The 22994-nt window shown below is 50.4% G+C and carries 21 protein-coding genes; 13 read left to right on the top strand and 8 right to left on the bottom strand.

What is annotated here, in order from left to right; all coding sequences use genetic code 11:
- Nucleotides 1–18 precede the first annotated feature (18 nt).
- The 6 genes from EG028_RS18790 to EG028_RS18765 all read left to right on the top strand — a co-directional run bounded on the left by EG028_RS18790 (nt 19) and on the right by EG028_RS18765 (nt 4853).
- Complete coding sequence (locus EG028_RS18790) at nt 19–1116, top strand: BT_3928 family protein (protein WP_120515873.1); 1098 nt, start codon at nt 19–21, stop codon at nt 1114–1116.
- Nucleotides 1116–2174: an ABC transporter permease gene (locus tag EG028_RS18785; protein WP_120515872.1), complete on the top strand. Its 1059-nt coding sequence runs from the start codon at nt 1116–1118 to the stop codon at nt 2172–2174. Before EG028_RS18790 ends, EG028_RS18785 begins: the two co-directional genes overlap by 1 nt.
- A 400-nt stretch (nt 2175–2574) precedes the next feature.
- On the top strand, nt 2575–3090 hold the full coding sequence (locus EG028_RS18780; protein WP_120515871.1) for an RNA polymerase sigma factor: 516 nt from the start codon (nt 2575–2577) through the stop codon (nt 3088–3090).
- On the top strand, nt 3077–3601 hold the full coding sequence (locus tag EG028_RS18775) for a hypothetical protein (RefSeq protein ID WP_120515870.1): 525 nt from the start codon (nt 3077–3079) through the stop codon (nt 3599–3601). Before EG028_RS18780 ends, EG028_RS18775 begins: the two co-directional genes overlap by 14 nt.
- A 53-nt stretch (nt 3602–3654) precedes the next feature.
- Nucleotides 3655–4188 carry a DUF4252 domain-containing protein gene (locus EG028_RS18770; RefSeq protein WP_120515869.1) on the top strand — a complete coding sequence of 178 codons (534 nt, stop codon included), beginning with the start codon at nt 3655–3657 and terminating at the stop codon, nt 4186–4188.
- 83 nt (nt 4189–4271) lie between these two features.
- Nucleotides 4272–4853 carry a DUF4252 domain-containing protein gene (locus tag EG028_RS18765; RefSeq protein ID WP_120515868.1) on the top strand — a complete coding sequence of 194 codons (582 nt, stop codon included), beginning with the start codon at nt 4272–4274 and terminating at the stop codon, nt 4851–4853.
- Here EG028_RS18765 and EG028_RS18760 read toward each other — a convergent pair.
- The 4 genes from EG028_RS18760 to EG028_RS18745 all read right to left on the bottom strand — a co-directional run bounded on the left by EG028_RS18760 (nt 4850) and on the right by EG028_RS18745 (nt 8362).
- Entirely contained in the window at nt 4850–5137 is a 288-nt protein-coding gene (locus tag EG028_RS18760; protein WP_120515867.1) for a DUF721 domain-containing protein, read from the bottom strand. The genes EG028_RS18765 and EG028_RS18760 overlap by 4 nt on opposite strands.
- A 31-nt stretch (nt 5138–5168) precedes the next feature.
- Nucleotides 5169–5618, bottom strand: coding sequence for a hypothetical protein (locus EG028_RS18755; protein WP_120515866.1), 450 nt, complete (start codon nt 5616–5618; stop codon nt 5169–5171).
- A 45-nt stretch (nt 5619–5663) separates the two neighbouring features.
- Nucleotides 5664–6563 carry a methylated-DNA--[protein]-cysteine S-methyltransferase gene (locus EG028_RS18750; RefSeq protein ID WP_120515865.1) on the bottom strand — a complete coding sequence of 300 codons (900 nt, stop codon included), beginning with the start codon at nt 6561–6563 and terminating at the stop codon, nt 5664–5666.
- A gap of 176 nt (nt 6564–6739) precedes the next feature.
- Complete coding sequence (locus tag EG028_RS18745) at nt 6740–8362, bottom strand: M1 family metallopeptidase (RefSeq protein WP_120515864.1); 1623 nt, start codon at nt 8360–8362, stop codon at nt 6740–6742.
- Between the two features lie 114 nt (nt 8363–8476).
- Between EG028_RS18745 and EG028_RS18740 the strand changes: the two genes are divergently transcribed.
- From EG028_RS18740 to EG028_RS18715, 6 genes are all read left to right on the top strand, one after another.
- Complete coding sequence (locus EG028_RS18740) at nt 8477–10087, top strand: ABC transporter substrate-binding protein (RefSeq protein WP_120515863.1); 1611 nt, start codon at nt 8477–8479, stop codon at nt 10085–10087.
- 214 nt (nt 10088–10301) lie between these two features.
- Nucleotides 10302–10991, top strand: a complete 690-nt coding sequence (locus EG028_RS18735) for a fatty acid desaturase (protein ID WP_241559079.1) — start codon at nt 10302–10304, stop codon at nt 10989–10991.
- Nucleotides 10992–11180: 189 nt separating this feature from the next.
- Nucleotides 11181–13508, top strand: a complete 2328-nt coding sequence (locus EG028_RS18730) for a serine hydrolase (protein ID WP_120515861.1) — start codon at nt 11181–11183, stop codon at nt 13506–13508.
- Nucleotides 13509–14104: 596 nt separating this feature from the next.
- On the top strand, nt 14105–14656 hold the full coding sequence (locus tag EG028_RS18725) for a cupin domain-containing protein (protein ID WP_120515860.1): 552 nt from the start codon (nt 14105–14107) through the stop codon (nt 14654–14656).
- A gap of 168 nt (nt 14657–14824) precedes the next feature.
- Nucleotides 14825–15193 carry a VOC family protein gene (locus tag EG028_RS18720; RefSeq protein ID WP_120515859.1) on the top strand — a complete coding sequence of 123 codons (369 nt, stop codon included), beginning with the start codon at nt 14825–14827 and terminating at the stop codon, nt 15191–15193.
- Between the two features lie 6 nt (nt 15194–15199).
- Nucleotides 15200–15550, top strand: a complete 351-nt coding sequence (locus tag EG028_RS18715; protein ID WP_120515858.1) for an MmcQ/YjbR family DNA-binding protein — start codon at nt 15200–15202, stop codon at nt 15548–15550.
- A 101-nt stretch (nt 15551–15651) separates the two neighbouring features.
- On the opposite strand, the gene EG028_RS18710 is transcribed toward EG028_RS18715, so the two are convergent.
- The 4 genes from EG028_RS18710 to gyrA all read right to left on the bottom strand — a co-directional run bounded on the left by EG028_RS18710 (nt 15652) and on the right by gyrA (nt 21239).
- A complete protein-coding gene (locus EG028_RS18710) occupies nt 15652–16599 on the bottom strand; it encodes an NADP-dependent oxidoreductase (protein WP_120515857.1) in 948 nt (315 codons plus the stop codon).
- A gap of 132 nt (nt 16600–16731) precedes the next feature.
- The gene (locus EG028_RS18705) at nt 16732–17097 is read right to left on the bottom strand and encodes a KGG domain-containing protein (RefSeq protein ID WP_206614410.1); all 366 of its coding nucleotides are present in this window, start codon (nt 17095–17097) and stop codon (nt 16732–16734) included.
- Between the two features lie 258 nt (nt 17098–17355).
- Nucleotides 17356–18603 carry a tetratricopeptide repeat protein gene (locus EG028_RS18700; RefSeq protein WP_120515856.1) on the bottom strand — a complete coding sequence of 416 codons (1248 nt, stop codon included), beginning with the start codon at nt 18601–18603 and terminating at the stop codon, nt 17356–17358.
- A 44-nt stretch (nt 18604–18647) separates the two neighbouring features.
- Nucleotides 18648–21239: a DNA gyrase subunit A gene (gyrA, locus tag EG028_RS18695; RefSeq protein ID WP_120515855.1), complete on the bottom strand. Its 2592-nt coding sequence runs from the start codon at nt 21237–21239 to the stop codon at nt 18648–18650.
- A 362-nt stretch (nt 21240–21601) separates the two neighbouring features.
- Here gyrA and EG028_RS18690 point away from each other — a divergent pair, with 362 nt between their 5' ends.
- Nucleotides 21602–22927, top strand: a complete 1326-nt coding sequence (locus EG028_RS18690; RefSeq protein WP_120515854.1) for a saccharopine dehydrogenase C-terminal domain-containing protein — start codon at nt 21602–21604, stop codon at nt 22925–22927.
- The last annotated feature ends 67 nt before the right edge of the window (nt 22928–22994 follow it).

Below are 22994 nucleotides of genomic sequence, written 5' to 3'. Positions count from 1 at the left end.
AAAGACAAATAATAACGGATGAAACTGATCCTGATCCTATTCCGCATCCTTGTAGGCGTACTGTTTATTTTTTCCGGGCTGATCAAAGCCAACGACCCGCTGGGCCTCAGTTATAAAATGGACGAGTTTTTTGAAGTGCTGCACCTGCACTTCCTGATACCGGCCTCCCTGACCTTTTCCCTGGTTATGAACGCATTTGAGATCATCGCGGGATTTGCCGTGCTGCTGGGTTACCGCATGCGGTTCTTCTCCTTCCTGCTACTGATCCTCATCATATTTTTCACCTTCCTCACCGGCTTCGCCCTGTTCAGCGGGGAGATACGCGAGTGCGGCTGTTTTGGTGACTGCATCAAACTCACGGCGGACCAGTCTTTTTACAAAGATCTCATCCTGCTGGTGATGATCCTCGTGATCTTTATCTATCACAAACGCATCAAGCCCGTATTCGGCCCCCGCGTTACGAACATCGTCATGGCGCTGGCCATCCTGTTCCCCGTGGCGCTGCAATGGTATACGCTGGCGCACCTCCCCATCGTGGACTGCCTGCCTTACAAAGTAGGCAACAACATCATGGAGAAAATGAAAGTGCCCCCCGGCTCCACGCCGGACGTGTTTAAGATGGTGCTGATCTACGAAAAAGACGGCAAACAGCAGGAGTTCACCGATGAGAACTATCCCTGGCAGGACAGTACCTGGAAATTTGTAGACCGTAAAGACAAACTGATCAAAAAAGGCAATGCCGAGCCCGCTATCAAAGACTTTGTGCTCACCGACTTTGACGGCAATAATATGAACCGCGGCGTGCTGATGGAATCCCTGCCTGTGTACCTGTTCCTTGTACGCGACGTAAGCAGTGCCGGGAAAGGGTGGGAGAAAAAGATGCAGGCCCTGCAGCAGCAGTTCAAAGAAGGAAAGATCATGCTGTTTGGCGTAACCAGCTCCACCAAAGCACAGGTGGAACAGTTCCAGAAAGAACGCGGCATCGATTTCCAGTTCCTGCAGATGGACGGCACCGCTATCAAAACGGCCGGGCGCAGCACACCCTGCCTGCTGCTGCTGGAAAAATCCGTGATCAAAGGCAAATGGCATTATAACGACATACCTGATTTTAAATAATGTTCCGCTTCTTCCTCCGCAAACTCGGTTACGGCATCCTGGTACTCCTGGGGGTGGTGATCGTTATTTTCCTGCTGTTTAATGTACTGCCGGCGGACCCCGCGCGGCTTACGCTGGGGCAGCGCACGGACCTCACGTCCCTGGAAAATGTGCGGAAGGAGCTTCATCTCGATCAGCCGAAAGGCATACAGTTCCTCCTGTATCTCAACGATCTGAGCCCGCTGGGTATCCATACCCGGCAGGACCTGAAAGAATCGCTGAATGGTGTGGCGCTTTTCAGCACGGGCGGCGATAAGGCGCTGGTGCTGAAAACGCCTTACCTCCGGAGGAGTTACCAGGGCAAAAAAGACGTGTGGGAGATATTGATGGAAGCCCTGCCGGGTACGCTGGTACTGGCGTTGGCGGCGATGATTTTCGCCACTGTCGCGGGTATTGCGCTGGGGATCTTATCAGCGGTCAAACAAAACACCTGGATGGATACCGGGGCCGTATTCGCCAGTGTGATCGGTATTTCCGCGCCATCGTTTTTCACCGGCATCGTGCTGGCGTATGTCTTTGGGTTTGTGCTCACAGATTACACGGGCCTCCACATGACCGGCAGCCTGTTCGACATCGATCCGTTCGAAGGGCGCATCCTCAACATCCGTAATCTTATACTGCCCGCCATTACGCTGGGCATCCGGCCGCTGGCCATCATCGTGCAGCTTACCCGCAGCGCCATGCTGGACGTGCTGAACCAGGATTATATCCGCACGGCTTATGCCAAAGGATTGAGCAGCCCCGTGATACTTTACAAACATGCGCTGCGCAATGCGCTCAATCCTGTGATCACGGCTATTACCGGCTGGTTTGCGGAGTTGCTGGCGGGTGCGTTTTTTGTAGAATACATTTTCGGCTGGAAGGGGATAGGCAAGGTGACGGTGGACGCGCTGGAAAAATTCGACTTCCCTGTAGTAATGGGCGCCGTACTGGTGACGGCCGGGATATTTGTGATCATCAACCTGGTGGCTGACCTGCTATATAGCATCGTGGACCCGCGCATCAGGCTGAGCAGCTGACATGTTTTAAAATGAAACTGCCGGTGGGCCAGGCCACACCGACAGCTGTACAAAAGAAGCAGGTTTCCGCTTTGCATTACATCTGCAAGATCTTTTGTGAATTCACTTTACTTTAAACATCCCCGCCACACAGCTTGCTTTGTATTGTTTTCCGCGCCGTTGCTTTACAATCCGGTTTACCTTACCAGTGTATGTACATCCAAACTACCCGTAAAGCTGTTAAGAAGAATATAAAACAGGTATTATAGGTTTAATTTAACAGATGTTAAATCCTAAATAGCTGATAATCAATCTAACGGAAATATTTTCTATTATTTTGTAACAAAGCATTTTGGCAGTCGTCTTCTTTATGTAACACATTTGAAAGGAGTGCTTCCTTCCGCCAAACTAAAACTGTGATATGTCGTCCGAAGTATTTATCTCTTTAATTATGCCTTTCAGGGAGAAGCTGTACCGCTTCGCGCTGCGCCTGTTGGGCAATGAGGAGGATGCGAAGGATATTATCCAGGATGCCTTCGTGAAGGTGTGGAACAATAAAGATAAAATGGGCGAGCTTCAGAACCTGGAAGCCTGGTGCATGCGCATCACGCGGAACCTGGCGCTGGACAAGATCAAAAGCCGGAAGTACAGGGTAACTGACGACCTGGACCGTGCCGGCGAAGTGCCCGCCACCCACAACAGCCCGCATCAGAGCACTGAAAAAAGTGATCTGATGCGGAGGGTGCACGGCGCCATCCATAAATTACCGGAGAAATACCGGACCATTCTCCAGCTGCGGGACATAGACGGCCTGAGCTACCAGGAGATAGGCGAGGTACTTGAAATAGAACTGAGTGAAGTAAAAGTGAACCTGCACCGTGCGAGAAAACAGGTGCGGGAACAATTACAAAATCTGCATGTATATGGAATACAATAACATCAGGGCCTTACTGGAAAAGTACTGGGCCTGCGAGACCACCGAAGCCGAGGAATCTGAGCTGCGCGTATTTTACGCCGCTCACGAAGGACCTTTGCCTGCGGACCTGCAGGAGGCAGCCCCCTTGTTCCGGTACTTCCATGCGGCAGAAGGAGGGGAGATAGAAGAGGTGATCAACATGCCCGAGCTGTTCACAGACCGCCCGGCGCCATGGGAAACAGAAACAAAGATCATCCGCCCGTTCTGGCAGGGATGGATGAAATACGCGGCCGTACTGCTCGCCGCAGCGGGTATCGTATACTCCGTGGACAGGTTCACCGTAAAACTGAACCAATCCAACGACAGCACCGTAGCCTTCAAGGATACCTACAGCGATCCGAAACTGGCTTACGAACAGACACAACGCGCCCTCCAGATCCTCAGCCGCAACCTGAACAAAGGGAAAAAAGAAATGGAAAAACTGAGCTACTTCAATGAAGCGCAGGAGATGGTACAGGGCAATCGTAATTAATGGCTATTCTAGAACTGCATATCAACAATTTACAGGAACCAAACTTTTAAACAATGAAAAGGATTCTCATGATCATATGTGTTTTGTGCAGCAGCGAACTTGCGCTGGCGCAAAGCTCGATCGACAAATTCTTCCAGAAATACCAGGATGATGAATCTTTTACCGTGATCAATATCACGCCGAAAATGTTCAACATGTTCTCGAAATTCTCGATAGACGATCCTGATGCCAAAAAGGTGACCGCACTCGCCAGCAAACTCAAAGGCCTGCGCATCCTGATCAAGGAAGATACCAAAGACGGCCAGAAACTGTACCGCGAAGCCGCACAATTCCTCACCGGGGGCATGGAAGAGCTGATGTCTGTCCGCGACAAGGACACTGACCTTAAATTTATGGTGCGCGAAAACGCCAAAGGCAATATCCAGGAACTGGTGATGCTCGTGGGCAGCTCCGATGAATTTGTCGCGCTCACCATTTTCGGGGATTTCAGCATCGCCGAGATCAGCGAAATCGCCGGGGGCATGAACATAGACGGCTTCCAGAACCTGGGCCAGCTCAGGGACAAAGGCGGCAAAGGGAAAAAATAACAAAAGAAACACGCCGTATCCATCCACGGCGTATTTCCGATATCATTCAATCAATCCATTATTACCCTTCAAAATACTCCTGTATGAAACGCGTACTTGTACTTTCCGCCCTTGCCTGCATGATGGCCATCAGCGCCTCCGCCCAACGCAAACAGCTGCGCCAGTTCACCAACGAACATTGCAGCGTGGCCGAAACCCACCGCATCGGCCTCAGCTTCCTGCCCCTGCGCATCGTAAGCTGGTTCATACCCGGCAGCGCCTGGGAAGGGGATGCGCGTGAACTGAAACTACTGGTAAAAAAAGTGAAAAGCGTGAAACTCTGGACGATCGAAATGGATAATGGGGAAGCCGTGTCCCGCGAGTCTGTCGCCAAACTGAAACAGGACCTGTATACCGAAGGCAAATTCGAATCCCTGATGGAGATCCGCCATGAGGACGGCCATGTGCAACTGCTGAGCAATGCCAAAACGGACGACCGCATCGACAATCTCGTGGTATTGATCCAGGAAGAAGGGGAAATGGTGATGGTGCACCTGAAAACGAAACTGACCATGGACGATCTGTCCCGCATTGCCAATAAAATAAATCAAAGGGTAAAAGATGAAGAAAAACCGGTGGCGAAAGACAAAGACGTGGCAGCCACCGAACCCAAAACGTCGCTCTAACGGATCATCACTTCCTTTACGATCTCTTCTCCCAGCATATCGTTCACCAGCTTGATGATCCTTTCTTTGGAATAGTTAAGCTCCTGTTTCAGCGGCGCCACCGTGGTGGTGATCACCAGCTTACCGTCGAACAGCTGAACGCTCTCCGTGTAACGGGCAATGGTTTTGCCCACTACCTGTTCCCAGTTCTCCTGGATGCGCACCTCCATCAGCCTGGGTTTGAACCGGCTTTTGTTCAGGTATTCCTTCAACGCATCTCCCATGCTGACTACTCTGTTTCGCATCTTGCAAAGGTAAGGGAATGCGGGACAGGAACTACGATTTTTCTTCCGGCATCAGGCCGTGTTCCTTCAATACTTTTTCTTCGTCGCCGGAAATGAACGCAAATATTTTGATCTCGTTATGCAGGAATGTGAGGATATAGATCACGGAAAAATCAATGGTGATCTTTTTACCGTCTTTCTCATAACCAGAATCCCAATACACCTTTGCAGCAGCGTGAAGATCATCCAGTTCCGTTACCTCAACATCCTTCACTTTCATGTATTTCGCGCCAATGCTCCGATAGTGGTCTTCATTTTTCGCGATCATTTCCCGGTAGGATTCATCATTTTTCCCTCCCATAACGCCGGTGGGACCAGAGCCGACTACATATTCCGCAAAATCGGCCACCATCGCATCCACATCAAGGGGATTACCGGCAAGCGAGTCATTAAAACGTCTTTCGTATTCGGCAAAAAAAGACCTGATCTTTTTCTTGTTCATAACACGGGTTTTGTATAACCCTGCAAACGGGAGGCCAGCCGGCGGTTATTCTTCAGCAGTAGAAAGGGCAACGGCCTGGTTTTTAGCGGATTCCCAGCCAAGAATGGCGGTTTTCCGTACAGGCCCCCAGTGGTAACCGCCAAATATACCTGTAGATTTTATTACACGATGGCAGGGGATAAGATAGGCCACCGGATTGTCACCTACGGCAGTACCTACAGCACGGGCCGCCTTGGGATGATCTATCTGCTGTGCGATGCGGGAATAGGTAGCCACTTCGCCGGCGGGTACTTTCAGCAGCGCTTCCCAAACCTTCAGCTGGAAAGGCGTGGCTTTCACATGCAGGCGGATGGCTTTTTCATTTTTTGCTTTAGTCGCTTGTTTTGCGCCACGGACCTGGTCTTCCTGTATGTCCGTTTTTATCTCCCCGAAATATTCCTTTACATCATCTGTAAAGGGAGAATCTTCTTCTTTGAATGAAGCATTGGGCCATTGAAGGCGGAGGTCTTCAAGCGCGGCAGTACGGTTGTCCGCAAACGCGATAGAGCAGATGCCTTTGTCTGTGGCGGCGGCCAGCATAGGACCAAATACGGTGTCTATAAATGTGTAGCGGATGGAGAGGGCTTCACCGCCGTTGCGGTATTCACCGGGCGTCATCGCTTCCAGGTTCACGAACATATCGTGCAGGCGGCTGGTGCCGGAAAGGCCGGTTTCAAAAGTAGCCTGTTCCACGGTATAATCTTTTGCCAGCAAACCCTTTGCATGTTGCAGGCTGATATATTGGAGGAACTTCTTCGGGCTTACGCCGGCCCATTCCGTAAAGAGGCGTTGAAAATGATACGGGCTCAGGTGTACAGCTGCGGCAATATCATCCAGCGAGGGCTGTTCCGTATGATTCGCGTAAATGTATGCGATGGCGGCAGCTATTTTCTCGTAATGGTGCATTGTTTTTTTATTACAAATCTCACTCGTTTTCATACCCTGTACAACCTGTTTCTTGCTATTTTGATCTGATTGAAGTTACTGTATTAAATTTTAACGGTTTTTTGAGACATAATAATGCCGCCGGAGAGTAACCCACGGCGGCATTATTGTTATTTTAACTTGAAGCGGCTTGTTGTTTATACCTTCCTGATCTTCACATAAAAATTCTTATCCACCGCAAATTTCGCGGCATCCTTTACCGCAATTGTTTTCCATTCCGTGCCCGGCTGGATGAATTGTTCTTTACCGTCTCCAAGGTCTACTTTTAACGGCATGTCAAATCCTTTTACTTCCGCCACCCAGCGGTAACGCAGCTGGTTGCCCTCCAGCGAGTATTCAAATACGGGCGGGTCTTTTCTCCGCAGGTACTGGTCAAACACCTTATCGAAGTTTTTGCCGCTGTTTTTGTTGATGTATTGTTCTACCTCGGCAGTGGTCACAGTTTTGTGGTAGAAAGTTTTGTTCAGCCCGCGCAGGATCTTCCGGAAAGTTTCATCGTTGTCGATGATCTGGCGGATGGTATGCAGCATATTTGAACCTTTGGGGTACATATCGCCGGAGCCTTCTTCGTTCACGCCATACTGGCCAATGATCGGTTTATCGTTCGCGATCTTGCTGCGGATGCCTTGTACGTAGGCGTTGGCCGCGTCTTTGCCGTATTCGCATCCGAGGAAAATGGTTTCGGAATAGTTCGTGAAGGATTCATGCACCCACATATCGCCGATGTCTTTGGTCGTGATATTGTTCCCGAACCACTCGTGGCCGCTTTCGTGGATGATGATAAAATCCCACTTCAGGCCCCAGCCGGTGCCGGAGAGGTCCGTACCGCGGTATCCCATTTTATACTGATTGCCATAGGCCACGGCGCTCTGGTGTTCCATGCCCAGGTGCGGCGTTTCCACCAGCTTGTAGCTGTCCTCATAAAAAGGATACGGCCCGAACCAATGCTCAAAACATTTCATCATGGGCTTCACCACTTCAAAGTGCGTACGCGCGCGGTCGAGGTTGTAATCCAGCACCCAGTAATCCAGGTCCAGCGGGCCTTTTTCGCCCTGGTATTTGTCCGAGAAGTGTTTATAATGCCCGATGTTCAGCGCCACATCGTAGTTATTGATCGGGTTGCTCACGTACCAGGTAGTGGTCACGGTATTGTCCGAATTGGTTTCTTCGTGTTTCAGCCTGCCGTTGGACACATTGTTGAGCCCGGCCGGCACGGTCACGCGGATGCGCATGCTGTCCGGCTCTTCCGTCTGGTGATCTTTGTTCGGCCACCATACGCTGGCCCCGAGGCCCTGGCAGGCCGTAGCGATCCAGGGGCGGCCGAGGGAATCCTTGCCCCAGACGATGCCGCCATCCCAGGGAGCGCGTTTGGCTTCACGGGGTACGCCGTGATAAGTGAGCGTAAGCTGCTGGATGGAGTTTGCCGCCTGGGTGGCCTTGAGCGTGATAAACCAGGCGTTGCCGTCTTTGGTCACCGCCAGTTCCTGCCCGTTCTGCACGGCTTTGTCCAGGATGAGCGGCGATTGCAGGTCTATCTGCATACGCCGGGATGGTTTTATCACGCGGTAAGAGATCACATTGGTGCCTTCGATGGATTTTTCCGTGGGGTTGATGCGCACGTTAAGGTCGTAAAACGTTACGTCCCACCAGGCGCGGTCTGCCGTGAGTGTTCCCCGCAGCGTGTCCTGCCGGGTGAATTGCTGGCCATAGGTGGTAATGCCGAAAAGGATAAACAATAGTGCGGGGAATATGCGTCTCATTAAAGGTTCAGATTTGTGAAGCAATATATTTTAATTGTGGCAAAACGCGGCGGCTTTTTTGACCGGTGGCGGATTTGACTTTCCAGCAATTTCATGTTACCTTAAAGCCGCTTTATGAGATACTTAGCCGTTTTATTTTCAATTCTCCTGCTTGCCTGCGGCCAGCGCAGCACCCGGCAAAAGATGGTGTTCCGCTACAACCAGCAGGAAGGCATTCCTTCGCTGGATCCCGCATTTGCCAAGAACCAGGCGATTATGTGGGCGGTGCGCCAGCTCTACAACACGCTGGTGGAGCCGGACAGCCTGCTGAATATCCGGCCTTCGCTTGCAACAAGCTGGGAGGTATCCGCGGACAGGCTTACTTATACTTTTCATTTAAGGAACGATGTGTTTTTTCATGACCATGAGGCGTTCCCCGGTGGTAAAGGCCGCAAGATGACCGCCGCCGATGTGGTGTATAGTTTCCGCCGCGTGATGGAACCGGCCACCGCTTCGCCCGGCGCCTGGATATTCAACGACAAGCTGGACCCTGAAAAAGGTTTCACGGCACTGGACGATACTACTTTCCAGCTCAGGCTGCTGCAACCGTTCCATCCCATCATGGGCATCCTGAGCATGCAGTACTGCTCCGTAGTGCCGCATGAGGTAGTGGAAAAATACGGGAAAGATTTCCGCAAACACCCGGTGGGCACCGGGCCTTTTATTTTCCATTACTGGGACGAAGGCCAGGCGCTGATACTGCATAAAAACCCGCATTACTTTGAAAAAGACGGACAGGGCCGGCCGCTTCCTTACCTGGATGCGGTGAAAGTGAGTTTTGTGGACAGCAAGGGCACGGAGTTCCTGCTGTTTCGCCAGGGCCAGCTGGATTTTGTGAACGATATCGAAACGTCTTTCAAAGACGAAGTGCTTACCAAACAAGGGCAACTGAAAAAAGAATGGGAAGGAAAGATAGCGCTGGTGACAGCGCCTTACCTGAACACCGAGTATTTCGGGATCGTGATGGACCCGGACAAACCTGGCGTGAAAGGCTCACCCTTACAGGATATCCGTATACGCCAGGCGATCAACTACGGCTTCGACCGTACGAAAATGATGACCTACCTGCGCAACAGCATCGGCATTCCCGCCACATCGGGCTTTGTGCCCGCGGGTTTGCCTTCCTTTGATACAGCAGTCGTTAAAGGATATCATTACAATATCCCTTTAGCAAGACAATTGCTGAAAGAAGCCGGTTACCCGAACGGGAAAGGGCTGCCGCCGATCAGGCTCGTGTCCATTCCTATTTATGCGGACCTGGCCAATTACGTGGCTCACCAGTTGCAGGACGTGGGCATACAGGTAGAGGTGGAGGTGATCCAGAAAGGCACCCTGATGGACCAGGTGGCCAAGTCCGCCGTACCGTTTTTCCGCGCCAGCTGGATAGCCGATTATCCCGATGCCGAGAGTTACCTGGCGATGTTTTACAGCAAAAACCCGGCTCCGCCCAACTATACCCGTTACAATAACCCCGCTTTCGACAGGCTTTACGAAAAAGCCCTGCTGGAAACGAATGATTCCACCCGGTACCGGCTGTACCAGGAAATGGACCAGATGGTGATAAAAGATGCGCCCGTGGTACCGTTGTTTTACGATATTTCCGTACGTTTCCGGCAGCCGAATGTGACGGGCCTGACCAGCAATGGCCTGAATTTGCTGGAATTAAGGCGGGTGAGAATAGAGTAGGGGCTGTTATGTATCATATCAGATATTAATATATTCATTAACATGGCGTTAAATTCTGCGGGAAAGAAAATTTTTAAGTTACCTTTGCGGTTCATTTTCTCATCTATTTAACGAGTGGTATAACATGGTAGCGATCCTGATATTCTTCTTTTCACACTGGTTCCTCTCTTTGTTCTTTCATACATTTTTCCTGCATAGATATGCATCTCACCAAATGTATGACACAAGCAAAGGATGGGAGCGTGTGTTTTATTTCTGCACCTGGTTTTTCCAGGGTTCCTCTTATCTGATTCCCAGAGCTTATGGCGTTATGCACCGCATGCACCATGAGTACAGCGATACTGAACACGACCCGCATTCACCGCATTTCTTCAAAGACGTGTGGCATATGATGACGCATACCCGCGAGATCTACGCAGGTTTTGTAACCGGCACCCGTGTACCCGACGCGCAATTCACCAAAGACCCGCTGCCCACCTGGGACGCGATGGACAAATTCGGTGATTCCCGCTGGACGCGTTTTACATGGATCGGTATTTATGTGGCGTTTTACGCGGTATTTGCGCCCAGCTTATGGTGGTGGCTGCTGCTGCCGATCCATTTCCTGGTAGGCCCCGTACAGGGCGCGGTAGTGAACTGGTGCGGTCACAAATACGGCTACAGCAACTTCGACAACGGCGATCATTCCCGTAACTCGGAGCCCTGGGGTATCTTTTTGCTGGGTGAACTGTTCCAGAACAATCACCACAAGCATAAAGACAGCGCGAACTTTGCCAAAAAATGGTACGAATTCGACCCGACTTACCCGGTAATGAAAGCCATGCACTGGGTGGGGATCATCAAACTCCGCGAGTCCGCAACCGCCAAGATCAAGGCGCCGAAGAAAGTGAAACAGGCTGCTTAAGGCAGGTTTTATAAAGGAATTAGAACAGCCATCCGGATTCGGGTGGCTGTTTTTTTTATGATAGTCATCCTGCCGGGTGGCTTTTTTTATTATATAATTTTTAACAGCAGGCCGTGAGCAGGTTAGGAGGCGTATCTATATTTTAGCGGCGGATACTATCACCGTTTTTTGACCCTTTAGATCTATACCATGCTTTTAAAGTACTATTCCTTTATTCTTGTATTTGTATTGTTTTGTTTGCTCGCACCGTCGCTTTATGCACAATCTCCCGTGGAGATCAGGGGCCGCATCACCAGCGGCAACGGCCAAACGCCGGTCTCAGGCGCCGGCATTACCATCAACAGAACAGGAACAGGCACCATCAGCAACGGCCTGGGCGATTTCCAGCTGGTCATATCCCGGATATCCGTCAATGATACGCTGCGGATATCCAGCCTGGGGTATGCCGTAAAATACCTGCCGCTGGCGGGCCTGGATGCCGGTACGCCCCTGAACATCACACTGGAACCCGCGAGCATGGCGCTGAAGGAAGTCGTGATCACCGCCCGGGACCCGGTAAAACTCATACAGGCAGCCATCCGGAAGATACCCGATAATTATATTACAAAACCGCACCAGCTACGGGGCTTTTACCGCAATACCTCTACCCGCGACCAGGATTACATGCAATTGTCCGAAGCCGTTTTTGATATCTATAACCGCGGCTACGCCGATAAAAAAGAGAATGAACTATATCTCATACAGATGAGACACATCCGGGACGAAAAGGCATCACATGGGTTTGACCTGGGGATGAAACCTTCCAACCTGTTTGATTACGATATTGTAAAAGGTATTGCCGACAATCCGGTATTCAGCGAAGAAGGCCTTCGCAACCACCGTTTTACGATCCGTGGTGTGGTGGATTACAAAGGTATCCCCGCCTACGAGATCCGGTTTGATCAGCGGGAAGGCCTGAAAAAATCTTTATACCGCGGCAGGCTGTACATCAGCACAGATGATCTCGTTTTCCTGGACTTCGACTATGCGCTGAGCCCTGCCGGAATAACCTACAACAGTTATGGTGATGGGGCTACCAAAGCCATGATGAGTGTTTTGAGCATCCATATTCAGACGCTCCGGGACGGGGCAAAAGTGGAATACCAGAAAGTAGGGGACCGCTGGGTGTTGTCGCACGTGGTAAGCCTTACTTCCATGAATTTCAGGAGCAAAAAGAAACAATACGACTTCACAACCAACAGCCGGGTGGATTATATCATCACTTCGGTGGATACCACCCGGGCGGAACCTTCGTCCGAAGGGAAACACCTGGGCAGGAATAAACTGATCGAATTTCAGAACACACCGCAGGAAGCCGAATTCTGGCGCCGCAACACGATCATTGTCCCGGATTTTGACGCCGAGGCCGTAGCAGCTATGCTGAAAACCAGGAATGAAAGCAATAACCTGAAAAAACGCGCTGCGGAACAGCTCCGGCAATTGCCACCGGATGTATCTGTCCGGATTGATTCGATGCTCAGTTTTTATCACCGGAACGGGCAGTTCAACGGCACCGCCCTGATTAAAACCGGGAATAACGTCATCCTTAGCAAAAGTTACGGGTATGCGGATAAAGACCGGCACATTACGGCAGACAGCAACACCCGGTACAGGATCGGTTCGCTGTCCAAGCCCTTTACAGCCATGGTGATCCTGCAGCTGGCGCAGGAAGGGAAACTATCGTTGAAGGATTCCATTGGCAAGTTCCTGTCGGGTTATATCAACGGACAGGTGACAATTGAACAATTGTTGAGCCACCAGTCCGGCATTCCCAATTACACAGCGAACAATGAATATCTTTCACAGATCATGCACCGGTCGTTTTCACTGAAAGAGCTGGTTACCAGGTTCTGCAGCGACTCCACCGAATTTCCCCCGGGGACGCAATTCCGGTATAGCAATTCAGGCTATTTGCTGCTGGCGCTTATTGCGGAAACGGTTACCGGGAAAACCTTCCCGGCATTGCTGAAAGAGCGCATTTTTATGCCCGTGGGCATGAAAGATACCTATGCAGGCACAGATACGCCGGCCGTTAATACGAAAGCCATTGGTTATCTCTACGAAGGCCCGGAACCGGCCTATAATACCGGTAATACGCTGGGCGCCGGCGGTATTACCTCAACAGCCGCCGATCTTTTGAAGTGGGATAATGCCCTGGCCGGCAACGTATTGCTTCCCGAAGCCCAAATGACCGAATTAACCAAACCGCGCGCGGAATACACGGATTGGGACGCGTCATATGGCTATGGCTGGATGATCGACCGGCGCCTGTTCAAAGTGACCGGGGCGGCACACCGGATCGTGTATCATCCTGGCACAGATTTAGGATTTTACACCATGTTCGCCAGGCAGCCGGACAACGGGAGCCTGATCATTTTGCTGAATAATACAGGTGATTTTCCACGGTTTGACATGACGGATCTGATGTTGACGGAGCTGAATTCGGGGAAGGCCGAGGGATTGAGTAAGGGGCAATAAGGGTGGAATACGCCAAGAAAAGCCTGACATTTTTACTTAAAAAGAAGATCATAATGGCAGCGGGTCGGGGTAAGTATGCTTTTGATATGCTTTTGGTATGCTCTTGATATGCTTTTGATATGCTTCAGCTATACTGAGCCCGCAACCTTCACATCCTAAACATCCCGTATAGAATCTGGTCAACGCTTCATAAACCCGGAATATGCGTAGAATTATCCATCATCATAAATCATCAAAAAGTCTGATCTGGCAAGGGTTTCCTCTCTATTTTATCGCTACAATATCAATTCATAATTTACATTATGTTAAATAAAATTATTGGTAAGCTACCCTGCTTATAGACCTACTGTAAATCCTATTAAACTCAAATATTGCTTCTGTAACAGCGGAATCCCCTTTGCGACGATACTTATCTAACCTCCCAAGACTCAGCTGCCCGTTGTCTCATATTGTCTTCCAGGATTGCCCTGCGTGAATCCAGTCTACAGTTCAACTCGCTTCCTGTAGTAACTCCCCGGTATAGATTATTAAACTGATTTTCATTCCCCAAAACAGAAAATAATCGACAACTTTATTATAAAATTCCCCATCAAGCCATGGCATACGCAAACAAAACCATCACGAACCCGGTAAACGGCCAAACCATCACTTTCCTGCAAACAGCCGCTGATACCGATGGCCAACTCCTTGAAATGCAATCACGTTACAAAGCCGGCTCCAAAGAACCGCCGCTTCATTACCATCCCGGCCAGGATGAGGATTTTATCATAGAATCAGGCGAAATGCACGTGAAGATCAACGGCCAGGTAAAGATCTGCAAAGCCGGCGACACCCTCCATATTCCCACCAATACACCCCACGCCATGTGGAATGCCGGGCCCCAGCCCGCACAGATCAACTGGAAAGTACGGCCCGCCCTGAACATGGAACAGTTCTTCGAGCAGATCACCGGCCTCGCCGCAGACGGAAAAACCAACAGTGCAGGCCGGCCACCCTTCCTGCAAACAGCATTGACGGCCAACTACTTTTCCAACGTATTTCGTATGTCCAAACCTTCATTTCCCGTCCAAAAACTCATTTTTTCACTGGTTGCGCCAATTGCGTATCTATTTGGTTATAAGTCATTTTATAAGAAATACTCGGATTAAAACTTGAGATAAACAGGGCCTCTCGAGGCGCTATCTACAATTAAATATCAAATGTCAGATAGTCAGTCATCCCGTTTATCAATCAATCTGTTAATGTTCCTTTGATAAATTTCCGGGTAATAGCTCCCCTCCTTTTGAAATTCAATAATTTAGAGAAAATATATTGATATGAGATTACGTGTAGCCCGACATACAACCAACTTACAAAAGATCACCGCCTTTTACCAGGACAGCCTGGGCCTGGAAGTACTCGGTTCCTTCGAAAACCACCAGGAATACGATGGCGTGTTCCTCGGCATCCCCGGGGAAAACTGGCACCTGGAATTTACCATGTCCCCCGGGGCACCACAGCATCACCCGGACGAAGATGATCTGCTGGTATTTTACGTACCGGAGGAGCAATACCCGGCTTTGGTTGAAAAAGTACGGAAAACCGGCGCTCCGGAACTTCCGGCCAAAAATCCCTACTGGAACAATAACGGAACGACCTTTGCGGATCCTGATGGTTTCCGCTTTGTAGTATCTAAACTTCAATAACTCATTATGAACCTGGATAAATACATGCAATACTGCCTTTCCCTGCCCGGTACGGAGGAAGGTTTCCCGTTCGGGGAGCAGACGCTCGTTTTTTATGTAAAAGGGAAATTGTTCGCTTTGCTGGACGTGGATGCTTTTGAAAGCGTAAACCTGAAATGTGACCCGGACGAAGCCGTGGAGCTGCGGGAAAGGTACGAAGGGGTAACACCCGGTTACCACATGAATAAAAAACACTGGAACACCGTCACTTTCGACGGCTCCATCCCGGACAAACTGCTCCTGGAATGGACCCGCAAATCCTACGATCTCGTGGTGGCCGGTTTACCTAAGAAGCTCCGGGAGGAATTAAAGGGTTAATATCCGTATTTACACAAAAGGTGTTAACACGCTGTTTTTCAAACATACACGTTAACACCTTTTGATCTTCAGACTCCTTGATCCGGAGCCATAAATTTTTGCTACAGCCCTTCATTCATCACGATCACGGTCTTCCCACGGCTCTTCCTGCCGCGGCTTTCCGCAATAGCGGCGGATGCCAGTTCCGGAGTGATCCTCCGGTCTATTGGCACAATGATCTTCCCGCTGTCAATCAGTTCCCGCAGCTCGTCCAGGGACTCCGGGGTGCTTTTTGTCTCAAAGTTGCCCCCATGCAGCCCATGTTCCTGGAGTTTCGTTTTGTCCGCTACAAACAACGTGGTAAGCGCCGCGCCGCCGCGTTTGACCAATGCGCTCATCCGCTCGAAACCAGCTTTGTCGCTCACCAGGTCTATCAATGCGTCCGCGCCGCCGGGAAACTGATCTTCCACCGGTGCTTTGGTATAGTCGATGGTTTCCGTTGCGCCAAGGGATAGGATACGTTCGGCGGCAGCTGTTCCGGATATGGTGGCAACGACCTTAATCCCCCTGGACCTGGCGACCTGTGTGGTAAAAGAACCCACACCGCCAGTGGCGCCTATCAGCAGCAGCGTCTGCCCTTCCTGCAAGCCTGATTTATCAAGCAGCTGCAAGGCGGTCATGCCCGCAGTGGGCGCGGCCGCGGCGTCTGCAAGCGGTATTTTCCGAGGGGCTGTTGTAATGGGGACGGTGTCCGGCACGGTCACATATTCGGCATAAGAACCTTCTCCTACAGGTGCATGCAGTACCTGGCCATATACTTTATCCCCGGCTTTGAAACGCGTCACTCCGGCGCCCGTTTCCACCACTACACCGGCCATATCCGCGCCGATGATCAGCGGGAACACATGCGGCATATGATCTTTCAGGATACCGTCTATCGTTTTCCAGTCGAAAGGATTGAGGCCGGCGGCGGCGATCTTTATTTTGAGCGTACCTTCTTTCACGGCGGGCTCCGGAAGGTCCAGCAACTGAGGTATAGCTTTAAATTCTTTTACAGCAACTGCTTTCATGATCTTTTATTTATAAGGCAACAAGGTACGGCGATTTTGGTTGCGCAAACGTGCACTAATTCATACTTATGGTGTACAAAAAAAGCGCGTACCAACCTTGATTGATACACGCTTTTTTAAGTGCATTTTACACTAGCGGTTTTTACTCGGTTTCCGTCCACCGCCATGTGAAGCCTTGCCGCCTTTACTGGCAATAGCTCTTTGTTTTTCTTTATCCATGGCAGCAAAGCCGCGCCGGCTGGGAGTGCGTTTCTGTGGCTGCTCGTGTGCGGCGGCATCCCCATCGGCCAGGGCATTTTCCCTTCGGTTACGGCGGTCGTCTGCGTCATACTCGTTTTCGTCATAGCCTTCCAGCTTCTGATTTTTGTCGTCGTTAAATTCTTCTGATTCGTCTTCGTTTTTACGCATACGTCCATGCCTTGTAGCCTGGTCATCCTGATACGTACCATGATGCCTGGTTGCTTCCTGTGTTCCGGTAGTTTTAGCTTGTGTGACCATAAATTAAGGATTTGATATGGTTAAATGAATAATTGCATGTTTCTCAAGGATATACGGTAATTATTATGCCAATGGCTGTATGCCTTTCGCATAGAATTGAAGGCTATATCTAACTGACTGACAAAAAGTTATTTACGGGAAACAGCGAGAGGGGTACAAATGGGTTTGCTCAACAGCGTTGTGGAATAATGCAAACAGCATGGGGCAACAAAAAAGGCAAGGGTTGCCCCTTGCCTTTTAATTTTATGCGGTAATGAATTACAGGCTCTCGAGTTTCTTTTTCACTACTTCCACCTTGTCGTTCATGTTTTTGATCGCGTAGATCTTTTGCAGGGCGTACAGCGCGCTTTCATAAGTGCGTTTGTCGCTGGGTTCCAGTTTACCCATTCCGGAGAAACCCGCGTCGGCTTTCTCGAAATAAGGCAGGCTCTGGTCCATCAGCGCCTGTACTTTCGTTTGCAGTTCTTTGGCTTTCGGAGAGCTTTGCTGTTTGCTGTCGAACGCGTTCAGTTCTTTATTGAAAGCAACCGCGCGGTTGAAATACAGTGCGCCCAGCTGGAAGTTTGCCGTAGCATCTTCCGGTTTGATGGTGAGTGCTTTTTTATATACTTCTTCAGCTTTATTCATCAGCTCGTCGTAGTTAGCCGGCTTGGGCATATCCGCACCTTTTTCGTCGCGGGGGTTGGCCACATTATCCAGGCGGATAGCGTAGTCCAGCACCAGTGCGAAATCGCTCGGGTTGTCGTTCACTTTCTTCTCCATCATGCCCAGCAGTTCGTTGGTTTTACCGGTTTTGCTGTAATACAGCATTTCCATATCGGCAAAACGTTTGTCCGCGGGGAACATCGCTTTGGCGGAATCGATCGTGGCCAGCCAGTTTGCGTTGTCGCCTCTTTCTTCATACTGTTGCGCCAGTACTACGTACAGGGCGGGCTCAGTTTTGAATTTCAGCGCGGCTGCTTTTTTCAGCATATCGAAGGCTTCTTCTTTTTTACCGGCCTGCTGTGCGGCATAACCAGCGTAAAATACCATGGCAGTATCTGTGGGGATACTTCCGCCCAGGTTCTTACCATTATAGAAGTCGCGCACTTCGCCGGCTTTTTTGAAGTAGAGGTAAGATGAGTCCCACTTCTGTTCGTTCAGGTTGCCATAACCGGCGTTGCCGATCGTTGCATACACGTTGAACATGCGGTTGTTCATCTCCAGCAGGGCTTCAGGCAGTTTGGGATTGATCTCAAGCGCTTTTTTGAAGGCGTCATAAGCGGTTTCTGCATCGGCAGCGCTTTTGTTCTTCAGGGCAACAGTTTCGTAGATCTTTCCTTTCACATACCATGCACGTGCGTCGTCTTTTGTTTTTTCGTTCGCAAGTGCAGCCTCGATATCTGTCTTTGCCTGGTCGATCTTGTCGGCCTTCAATGCCTCATCTGCACTGTTAATCTTTGCCTTTTGCGCCACCACTGCGAAGCTTGCGCCGCAAAACAGCAGAGATACAAATAGTTTTTTCATGTGGCTCAGGTTTTTTATTATCGTTATTGTTTAAGGTTGACAAATTAAGCGTCAGCATTTTCTTCCCCGCCAACGTTTTCCGCATCGTTCCCTTCCTGTCCTTCTTCTCCTTCGGCGCCATCTTCGGCTCCTTCAACGCCTTCCACTATTTCCAGTACTTCCTCTTCTTCATCCAGGCGGGCTACGGCGGCTATTTCATCGCTTTCGTCCATCCTGATCAGTCTCACGCCCTGTGTGGCACGGCCTGCTTCGCGGATATCGACCACCGCCATGCGGATGGTGATGCCGGATTTACAGGTGATCATCAGGTCATTGGTTTCGGTAACGTCCAGGATGGCGATCAGCGGACCGGTTTTGTCCGTAACGCTGATGGTTTTCACCCCTTTTCCCCCGCGGTTGGTAATCCTGTACTCCTCGATCTCGGTCCGTTTGCCGAACCCTTTTTCGGATACTACCAGTACCGTCCTGGATTTATCTTCCTTATCAACACAAATCATACCAACCACTTCATCATTCTCATTATCCACCTCAATACCTCTTACACCGATGGCGCCGCGACCGGTGTCGCGAACGGTATTTTCAGGGAAACGGATGGCGCGCCCGCTGCGGATGGCCATCATGATCTCGCTGTTTCCGTTGGTGAGCTTGGCTTCCAGCAGCTGGTCCCCGTCGTTTACGGTGATAGCGTTCACCCCGTTTGCACGCGGGCGGCTGAATTCTTCCAGCAGGGTCTTTTTAATGATCCCGTTGCGGGTGCAGAGCACAATATAATGGTTGTTGATGAAATCTTTGTCGTTCAGGTCCTTGATATCAATGATCGCACGGATCTTGTCGTCGGACGGCAGGGTGATCAGGTTCTGGATCGCGCGGCCCTTGCTTTGTTTTTCCCCTTCCGGTATCTCGTATACCTTCAGCCAGTAACAGCGGCCTTTTTCGGTGAAGAACAGCATTGTGTGGTGGGTGGAGGCTACGAACAGGTGCTCGATATAATCCTCGTCCCTCGTTTTGCCGCCGATGGCGCCGCGGCCGCCGCGTTTCTGCTGGCGGTAGTCGAATGCGGAAGTACGTTTGATATAACCCAGGTGAGAAATGGTGATCACCACATCTTCTTCTGCAATGATATCTTCGATCCTCATTTCGGCTGCCAGGTACTGGATCTCGGTTTTCCTTTCGTCACCGAACTTTTTCTTTACTTCTTCCAGTTCATCCTTGATGATCTGCATACGCAGGCCTTCGTCTCCGAGGATCTCTTTCAGGCGGGAGATCAGTTTCATGATCTCTTCGTATTCTTCGCGGATCTTGTCGCGCTCCATGCCGGTGAGGCGTTGCAGGCGCAATTCCAGGATAGCTTTCGCCTGTATCTCGCTCAGCCCGAAGTTGCTCATCAGGCCTTCGCGCGCTACTTCCGGTGTGGTGGAGCTACGGATCAGGGCGATCACTTCGTCCAGGTGATCCAGCGCAATGAGGTAACCGGCCAGGATGTGGGCTTTCTTTTCCGCTTCGCGCAGTTCGTACTGCGTACGGCGGGTCACCACCTCGTGCCTGAACTCAATGAATTCCACGAGCAGTTCCTTCAGGTTCATCACTTTCGGGCGGCCTTTTACGAGCACCACGTTGTTGATACCGTAAGAGGTTTGCAGCTCGGAGTATTTGTACAGCTGGTTGATGATCACGTTCGGGATCGCTTCGCGTTTCAGGTCGATCACTAGGCGCATACCGTCGCGGTCGCTTTCGTCGCGCACATCGCTGATGCCTTCGATCACTTTATCGTTTACCAGCTGGGCGATCTTCTGGTGAAGCACCGCTTTGTTCACCTGGTAAGGCAGTTCGTATATGATCAGTTTTTCCTTGCCTGATTTGGTGGTTTCGGAAGTGATCTTGCCCCGTACCACTACCCTGCCGCGGCCTGTTTCAAAACCGGCCTTCACGCCTTCAAAACCGTAAATAGTGCCGCCCGTCGGGAAATCCGGCGCTTTTACGTGTTTGATCATTTCCTCGATGGTGATCTCGCGGTTATCGATCAGCGCCACGCAGCCATCCACCAGTTCCGTAAGGTTGTGGGGCATGATGTTCGTGGCCATGCCTACGGCAATACCGGAGGCACCGTTCGCCAGCAGGTTGGGTATGCGCGTAGGCAATACCACAGGCTCTTCCAGCGTATCATCAAAGTTGAGTGTGAAATCTACAGTGTCTTTGTCCAGGTCTTCCAGCATAGCTTCCGCGATCTTCTGGAGGCGCACCTCGGTATAACGCATGGCCGCCGGCATGTCCCCGTCTATGGACCCGAAGTTACCCTGACCGTCTATCAGCATGTAGCGGAGGCTCCAGGGCTGGGCCATACGCACCATGGTGTCGTATACAGAAGCGTCTCCGTGGGGGTGGTACTTACCCATTACGTCCCCCACCACACGGGCTGATTTTTTATAGGGTTTGTTGTGGGTATTACCCAGTTCATTCATCCCGAACAACACCCGGCGATGCACCGGTTTGAAGCCGTCACGCACATCCGGCAATGCCCTTCCCACGATCACCGACATGGAATAGTCGATGTACGCGGTCTTCATCTGCTCCTCAATGTTGATCTGAACAATTCTACCTTCCTTTTGATTGTCTTGATTGTCCGTATTTTCTGTCATTATGTTATTGGTTTACAGGTTTTTCAGCCCTTTTAAATGAAGAGCAAATATAACGTTTTCAGCCCGGATTCAGAGGGTTTGGGGGCTATTTGTGAATAAAAAACAGCCCTGCCGCGGTTTGATGCTTAAAACTATTTGCCATACCTTCGCGTCATCTCCGGTAAATGTTCTATATATCTAAAAAATGATATATACCAGCCGATCACAAATTGGCAAGCAATTTGTTTATAACCCTATGAAAATCATACCTTATTGTAGGAGGAACACAATAAAGAAAACACACACGGAAAGCAGCTTTTTCTGAACATTCCCTGGGTTTTTATTGTTTACTCCCTGTAGTTTTTAACCATTTTCTAGTGATTATGAAGAATATTCTATTGTTTGGCGCCGGTAAGTCTGCGACCGTCCTGATCGACTATTTGCTGGCCAATGCCCCTCGGCAGAAGTGGCATATTACAGTGGCTGACAATGACCTCATGCTGATCAAATCCAAGATCGGAAAATCTTACTACGCCACCCCCGCCGCTTTTGACATCAAAGACCCGGCCGTCCGCCAGCAGCTGATCCAGGAAACCGACCTCGTCATCTCCCTGCTGCCCCCCGCTTTGCACATCGTCATCGCCAGGGACTGCCTGCAGTTCAACAAAAACCTCCTCACCGCGTCTTACATAGACCCGGAAATACGCAAACTCGAAAAAGACATCAAAAAGGCCGGCCTCCTCTTCATGTACGAAATGGGCCTGGACCCCGGCATCGATCATATGTCCGCCATGAAACTCATCCACTCCATCGAGAAAAAAGGCGGGCAGATCTATTGTTTTAAATCCTATTGCGGCGGCCTCGTATCCCCCGAAAGCAACGATAACCCCTGGCAGTACAAGATCTCCTGGAACTCCCGGAACATCGTGCTGGCAGGCCTCTCCGGCGCCGTTTACAAGGAAAAGGGCAAGGTGAAGGAAGTGGAATACCACCAGCTGTTCGACCAGAACAAAACCGTGCAGATACCCGGCCTCGGCAAACTGGCCTATTATCCGAACCGGGATTCCCTCAGTTATGTGGACGTATACAACCTCGCCAATATCCCCACCTTCATGCGCGCCACCCTCCGGTACCCGGACTTCTGCGAAGGCTGGAACGCCCTCATCAAACTGGGCCTTACAGACGATACCCGTAAACAACAGACGAACCACATGGAATACTTTGCCTGGGCCTCCCAGAACATCCCGGTGGACCCGAACCTGAGCCATGAAGAAAATGTAGCCGCTTTCCTGGGCGTGAGCAGCAAAAGCAAATTACTCCGCCAGCTGAAATTTCTCGGCATTTTGAATGGGGAATTGATTAACTTAGAAGAACAAACCAACGCGGGCGTACTGCAGCATGTACTGGATACCAAACTCAAAATGGAACCTTCCGACAAAGACATGATCGTCATGCTGCATGAAATAGAATTCGAACGCCGGAATATGGGCACTAAGCTTCACAGCTACATGATCGTTCAGGGAGAAGATAATCTCCGCACCGCGATGGCTAAAACAGTCGGGCTACCGCTGGGTATTATGGCCAAACTTGTCTTATCAGGTACTTTAGAATTAACAGGTTTACAGATTCCGGTAATGCCCGAAGTATACAACCCTGTATTGCGGGAACTGGAAGAATACGATATCAGGTTCGAAGAGAGTTTCGAGTAAAGAGATTTTTCCTATGGTAAACTCCGTCTTGAAATGAGATTGAACATGTGAATGAACGGGCCGTCCC

Origin of the sequence: Chitinophaga barathri (assembly GCF_003807585.1) — a bacterium.
GTDB classification, from domain to species: Bacteria; Bacteroidota; Bacteroidia; order Chitinophagales; family Chitinophagaceae; genus Chitinophaga; species Chitinophaga barathri.
Note: the sequence above shows the minus strand (reverse complement) of the source record. Positions and strands in the feature narration are given on the sequence as shown.